This is a genomic window from Mycobacterium lehmannii (assembly GCF_002245535.1).
Taxonomy (GTDB): domain Bacteria; phylum Actinomycetota; class Actinomycetes; order Mycobacteriales; family Mycobacteriaceae; genus Mycobacterium; species Mycobacterium lehmannii.
In genome coordinates this window covers 20,563-27,181 of sequence record NZ_NKCN01000041.1, presented here as the reverse complement: position 1 = coordinate 27,181, position 6,619 = coordinate 20,563, and the positions used below count along the sequence as shown (strand labels likewise).

4 protein-coding genes are annotated in these 6,619 nt (G+C 66.8%); 1 reads left to right on the top strand and 3 read right to left on the bottom strand.

Annotation, left to right across the window (positions count from 1 at the left end):
* Positions 1-291: 291 nt before the first annotated feature.
* Positions 292-1,725 (top strand): DUF4185 domain-containing protein, encoded by a 1,434-nt coding sequence (locus CEX87_RS25810; RefSeq protein WP_094289730.1) that lies wholly within the window; start codon positions 292-294, stop codon positions 1,723-1,725.
* Positions 1,726-1,740: 15 nt separating this feature from the next.
* Here the strand turns inward: CEX87_RS25810 and CEX87_RS25805 are convergent, their stop codons facing one another.
* Genes CEX87_RS25805 through CEX87_RS25795 form a run of 3 tightly spaced genes read right to left on the bottom strand, consistent with a single transcriptional unit; the run spans position 1,741 to position 6,571 of the window.
* Complete coding sequence (locus tag CEX87_RS25805) at positions 1,741-2,061, bottom strand: STAS domain-containing protein (RefSeq protein WP_064425788.1); 321 nt, start codon at positions 2,059-2,061, stop codon at positions 1,741-1,743.
* Positions 2,061-6,224, bottom strand: coding sequence for a SpoIIE family protein phosphatase (locus CEX87_RS25800; RefSeq protein WP_064398897.1), 4,164 nt, complete (start codon positions 6,222-6,224; stop codon positions 2,061-2,063). Before CEX87_RS25800 ends, CEX87_RS25805 begins: the two co-directional genes overlap by 1 nt.
* Positions 6,221-6,571 carry an STAS domain-containing protein gene (locus CEX87_RS25795; RefSeq protein ID WP_094289728.1) on the bottom strand — a complete coding sequence of 117 codons (351 nt, stop codon included), beginning with the start codon at positions 6,569-6,571 and terminating at the stop codon, positions 6,221-6,223. Before CEX87_RS25795 ends, CEX87_RS25800 begins: the two co-directional genes overlap by 4 nt.
* Between the last annotated feature and the right edge of the window lie 48 nt (positions 6,572-6,619).

The following is a 6,619-nucleotide window of genomic DNA, read 5'->3' as shown; positions in this document are numbered from 1 at the left end:
AGCCATATTCGGTGGCAGCAAAAACTCCTGATCGCGCACCACCGGACGATACGAACGAGCCATACCTCATCGTTTCGTGCTCACCGGCCAACACAAAGGACATCCATCGGCATTTCGCAACAGCCACCCAGCGAGCGAAACGGCGCGCAAATCGCAGGATTGGGAGGTTGCGACACGGTCACAGGTGAGTACCTATCCGCGCATCAAGATCACAAGAGTCACTTTCGTCACTAACGTCACATCCGCCCATCGCTGACGTCTCATCGGGCGCCCGCCTCCGAAAGGTGTGACATGTCGCCGCCTACGCGCATCGCCTCGTTGTCGGTGGCGTCCGCAACCGTGATCGCACTGAGCGCCGTGCTCGGCGTCGCCCCCTCGGCCACGGCGGAACCGTGCACCGGGGCGGCGGCGGCCGCACAACCGCCTGCCGCGCCGAACACCGAAGCGACGCCGGCGCTGCCGGGTGGCCCGCCGGTCGGCCACCGGCCTCGCAACACCAACGACGAAGCGCCGTTGCCGCGACTCGGCCGACTGCCCGCCGAGATCCTCCAGTCACTTTCGCCCCAGTCGGCGACCGTCGACCAACAGGCCGCCGTCCGCCCCACGCCACCTCAGCCTGTGGCGGATCAGCCTGTCGCGCAGCAGGTTCCCGCTGCCGCCCCCGAGCCGCCTCCGCCGCCCGCGCCGCCGGGGACGACGCTCGTCGGGTGGGTCACCGGCCCCGAAAGCCCGAACAACACGATCGGACGATTCGCGATCACCGGTACCGACCTCGGAATCATGTGGGACAACGGCGATGCCGGCAATCGTCAGGTGTTGATGGCGTTCGGTGACACCTACGGCTACTGCAGCGTGCGGGGGAAGCAATGGCGCTACAACGCGCTGCTGCGCACCCAGGACGGGGCGCTGTCGAAGACGGTCGCCGTGCCCGACGGCGCGCTCGCCAACCGTTACTCCGGTTCCCCGCTGTGGGCGCCCGGCCTGTCCAAGCAGATCATCAACAGCACCAAGTGGGCGCCGAATGAGAAGGGCATCATTCCGACCGCGGGTGTCGCGGTAGGCGGCAACCAGTTCGTGAACTTCATGTCCATCAAGAGCTGGGACGCCGACGGCCGGTGGACGACCAATTTCTCCGCGATCGCGGTCTCCCCCGACAACGGCGAGCACTGGGGCGTCTATCCCGGCACGGTGCGCGCCGCACGCGAAGGCGACGTCGCGGGCGCTCGATACGTGCGCGGCAACGAGAACTTCCAACAGGGCGCGTTCCTGACGCCGGGCGCGGGTGATCCCTACCTTTACACGTTCGGGACACCGGCGGGCAGAGCCGGCGCGGCGTACATCGCGCGCATCCCGCAGGGAGCGGTGCCCGATCTCAACCGCTACGAGTACTGGAACGCTGATCAAAATGCTTGGGTACCAAGGGATCCGGGTGCGGCCACCGTAGTGATCCCGGGCCCGGTCGGTGAGATGTCCGCCCAGTACAACACCTACCTCAAGCAGTACCTGGTCATGTACTGCAACGGCGCCAACGACGTGGTGGCCAGGATGGCACCCGCTCCGCAGGGACCGTACGGTCCCGAGCAGTTGTTGGTGCGGTCCTGGGATGTCCCCGGCGGTGTCTATGCGCCGTTCCTGCATCCGTGGTCGACCGGCAAGGAGTTGTACTTCAACCTGTCGCTGTGGTCGGCCTACAACGTCATGTTGATGCGCACGGTGCTTCCGTGACCTCACCAGAACCGTTCAGTCGCCCTCTGCCGCTTGCACTTCGGCCACCGACGTCAGCCCGCTGATCGACAGCACCGGCATCAGGATCGGGTTGGCAACGATCTTGCGGATCTGCTGTGCGTTTTCGAACAGGGCGTTGATCGCTCCGCTGTCGAGGTACTCGATCGCGGTCAAATCGACCGTCAACCGCCCCAACTCCTGATTTGACCTGCCGACGGCCTCGGCGATGGCGTCGGTGAACGTGTCGATATTGCTCAAGTCGAGTTCGCCCGCCGCGCTCAGCGCCACGGTGCCGTCGACCCGACGGTCGGTGCGCACGGTGAGCGGTGTGGGCATCAGGCGATCCTGGCGTGCAAGTCGATCGTCGTGCCGGAAGCGCCCGTCTCGATCGTGACGTTGTTCATCAGCGCCCGCATCAGCGCGATTCCGCGGCCGCGGTGGGACGCGGGGTCGGCGTGGGGCACTTTCCACACCCCGGTGTCGGCGATGGTCAGGTGAAGCCGGTCGGCCAGCACGGTCGCGCGCAGACGCACGGCGCCACCGGGACGGTCACGGTGCCCATGCTCGACCGCGTTGGCGAGCGCCTCCCCGGTGGCGATCAACACGTCGAGGGTTTGGCTCGGATCAATCCCCGCCCGCACCAACCACTTCCGCAGCTCGCTGCGCGTGCCTGCCAATTCAGCGGGATCAGCGCTGAATTCGATTTCCAGCGGCGCCGGTTGCCGATACAGCATGAGCGCGACGTCGTCCTGATATCCGTGGATGGGTGTCAGCTGCGTCATGATCTCATCGGCCAGGTCGTCCAGCGCTGTGGCGGAATGGTTTTCGAGCACGTCGACGGCCCGGCCAATGCCCTTGTCGAGAGATTCGCGCCGACGCTCCACCAGGCCGTCGGTGTAGAGCAACAACGTCGCGCGGGGCGGCATGACCTGCCGGCCCTCCGGACGAATGTGATCGAAGGGCAACCCGAGCGGGGTGACCGAGGCGTCGTCGAGCAGTCGGCTCGTGCCGTCGGCAAGCACCATGACCGGAGGCGGGTGGCCGGCACTGGAGTACAGCAACTCACCGGTGTCCGGATCGAGCACGGCGCAGAATGCCGTCGTGCACCGTGCGCCGGGCAACCGGGCGGCGAATCGGTCAAGGGCTGTCAGCGCCGCGGCCGGTCCGGGGTGTTCCAGAAGCAATGCCCGACAGGCGCTTCGCAGCTGCCCCATCACCGTGGCGGCGGTCAATCCGTGCCCGACGCAATCGCCGACGATCAACGCGATCCGGCCGTCGTCCAGATCGACGACGTCATACCAGTCACCACCGACCTGCAGCGGGCGCGTGGCCGGCTGGTACCGCACGGCGAAGCCGCTCGAAACCGTCGGACCAAGAATCGCGTGCTGCAGCGCGAGTGCGGTTTCACGCTGCTGGTCGAGTAGGTGGACGCGCTGCAACCCCTGGCCGAGCCTGCCTGCCAAGACCGCTAGCAGCGTCTTGTCTTCGGCCGTGAACGGTCGGCGCTCAGGCAACTCGAGGTAGACGACGAGCACCCCGCGCGGATGCTGCAGGGCGATGCGCGCGGACCCGGTGTCCGACGCATCGGCCACCAGTGAGTCTGCGGAGCGCAGCGAGGTGATCGCCAGTTTTGTGGGCGCGGGCAGGTCGTGCCACTGGGCAGGCTCGCCGGAACAGACCAGCCCTGTCGGATCGATCGTCGTGGCGCCGTCGACCGGAAACGTGACGGCCAGGACCCGGTGCGCCCGCCACACCTCACGCAGCACATCGGCTGCCGTGCGCACCGCGTCGTCGAGCGTATCCGCCTGCGCCAGTTGCTGGTTGAGCGCTGCCAGCGCGGCCTCCCGCTGCACCGTGTAGTGCTCGGCGGTGACGTCGCGGAAGGTGCCGACCAGCACGGGCCTGCCGGTGTCGATCTCCTCGATCTGGTTGTAGGTGAGAGTCACCCACAGACGGTGCCCGTCGCGGTGCGTAACCGGAACCGTGTGCCTGCCATGAGGTTCACGCAGAATCTGTGACAGCAGCTGGTTGGCTTGGTGGTGGGCTTCTGGATCCGACTCCGCCGTCGGCCACCACGGTTGTACGGGTTCGTACGGCAGTTCCTCGACGCCGTACCCCAGGATGTCGGTGAACGCCGCATTGATTTCGATCACCGCGCCGCGCTCGTCGGCCACGAAGAACGCTTCCTGCAGCGAGTCGATCAGCGCGGTGCGCCAGCGGGCGTGATGATTGCGGATCCTTGCGAGTTTGACGTTCGCGCGCACGCGCGCGAGCAGTTCCGCGGCGGCGAACGGCTTGACGAGATAGTCGTCGGCGCCGGCTTGCAAACCCTCGATGGCGGCTTCTTGTCCGGCGCGGGCGGACAACATCAGCACCGGTATGGCGGCGGTGCGCGGGTCGGATCGCAAGGCAGCGACGAGTTGAAGGCCGTCCAGACGCGGCATCATGACGTCGCTGACCACCATGTCGGGCAACTCCGTACGGACCGCGTCCAGCGCTTGCTGACCGTCGGTGACGGCGTCGACGAGGTATCCGTCGTTGCGCAGCATCCGGGCGACGTAGTCACGCATGTCGGCGTTGTCGTCGGCGATGAGCACACGCGGTGTGGTGCCCGGAACCGGAGGCGAAGTGGTTGAGCCGGGCAGCTTCGGGGGCACATCGGGGGCAGGCCCTTCGCCGTCGGCGGGCAGCCACCGCAGCGCCTCCTGAATGTAGGGTTCGGCACCTGCGGCCGCTATCCGCGTGTCGTCTGCCGAGAAGAGTGCCGCGGCCGGTAGATGCGCGGTGCCGAAGCGCAGGCGGATCGCGAACGTGGTGCCGACGCCTTCGGTGCTCTCGGCGGTGATGCTGCCGCCATGGAGTTCGACCAGCTCCTTGACCAATGCCAGGCCGATCCCGCTGCCCTCGTTCGACCGCGCCCGCACGTTCTCGATCCGGTGGAACCGTTCGAACAACCGGGGTATCTCCGCGGCGGCAATTCCGGCCCCGGTATCGGAGACGGTCACCACCGCATCGTCACCGTCGCGGGTCACGTTGACCGAAATGCCGCCGGTAAACGTGAATTTCAGCGCATTCGACAGCAGATTGAAGATCACCTTCTCCCACATGTCGCGATCGATGTAGACCGTTTCGTCGAGAGGAGGACAGTCAACGGTGAACATGAGGCCGGCACGCTCGATCGCCGACCGGAAGACGCTGGCGAGCTCGGCGGTGACGGACCCGAGCTCGACCGGGGCGAAGCTCGCCCGCATGCGGCCGGCTTCGATGCGCGAGAAGTCGAGGAGCGTGTTGACCAGCTTGGCCAGCCGTAACCCGTTGCGCCACACGATGTCCAGCTCCTCGCGGGCGGGAGCGTCGAGGTCGGCTCCGCGGGTCCGCAGTTCGGCGACCGGATCGAGGATCAACGTCAGCGGGGTCCGGAACTCATGGCTGATGTTGGAGAAGAACGCCGTTTTGGCACGGTCGAGCTCGGCGAGCTCTTCGGCGCGCTGCTGCTGCGCCTGGTAGTTGCGCGCACTGCCGACGCCCGCGGCGACGTGGCCCGCCACGAGCGACACGAAGCCGCGGTACGTGTCGTCGAGCCGGCGGTAGCGGTTGAGCGCGGCGACCAGGAAACCGATCGGAGAACCGCCCTGTTGTTGCAGCGGGACGACCAGCGCGTGTGTGGGTGGGTCGCGCCAGTCACCGGTCGGCAGGTCCGCATACCTGTCGTCGTCGAGTGTGAGCACCGTCGTCTCACCGCGCGCAGGTTTGTCGAGCGGCCAACTGCCATCGCTGTCTGCGGCCACACGTGGCGATGCGATCGGATGGTCGGCGATGCCCCCGGTGGATCCGGCAAGGCGTGCACCGTCGTCGGCGTCGAACAGATAAATCAACGTGAACGGCAGGTCACGCAAGTTCTGACCGAGTTGGCGTTCGGCGAACGCCATGATCTCTTCTTCGGTACGCACCGCGCTCGGGTCCGATCCGAGGTCGCGCAACGTCGCCATCTGCCGCTCGCTGATCACCTTCTGGGTGTCCTCGCTGACCACACACAGCATGCCCACGACCAGCCCGTCGTCGTCGCGCAGCGGGCTGTAGGAGAAGGTGTGGTACGTCTCCTCCTGATAACCGGAGCGCTCGAGGAACAGAAGCAGTGCCGAGTCCCAGGTCGCCTCTCCGGTGGAGAGCACGAGATCGATTCGCGGGCCGATATCGGGCCAGATCTCGGCCCACACCTCGCGCGCAGGCCGGCCGAGCGCCCAGGGATACTTGCGGCCCAACGTGTCCCGTCGGTAGGCGGCATTGCAGAAGAACGTCAGATCAGGACCCCACGCCATCCACATCGGGAATCGCGAGGACAGCAGGATGCTGACCGCGGTTTGCAGGCTCTGCGGCCAGCCGTCCGGCGTCCCCAACGGCGTGGCGGCCCACCGAACCTCGCCCAGATCGGGTCCGATCTCGCCGTCGGCATCGAAAACCGTGGTCAACCGAGTCTGCGGCCCGCTCGGGTTACTCATGCGTCGACCGCATCGGCCACAGACCCGTACGGCCGCAGAACCTTGTCGAGCCTGGTGACCTCGATGGGGCGGACCACCTCGGGGTTGGCGGCCACCAACCGCACCGTCACCCCCGCCGCCAAGCCCTTCTCGTAACACTCGAGGAGGGCGTTCAGGCCGGCACTGCCGAAGTAGCCGACCCTGGACAGTTCGACGATCAGCAACTTGGCCGGATGCTCGTCGGCGGCCTCGACCGCGCGGTCAAGGTGTGGCTGCAGCGATCCGACGCTGTTCGAGTCGATCTCGCCTGCTACCGACACCACCACCGCGGTGTCGCGCATGTCCAGGCTCACCTCTAATTGCGCCACGTCATCCCACCCGTCAGTGGTGGAGCGGTACGCGCGTCTGATCCGTCA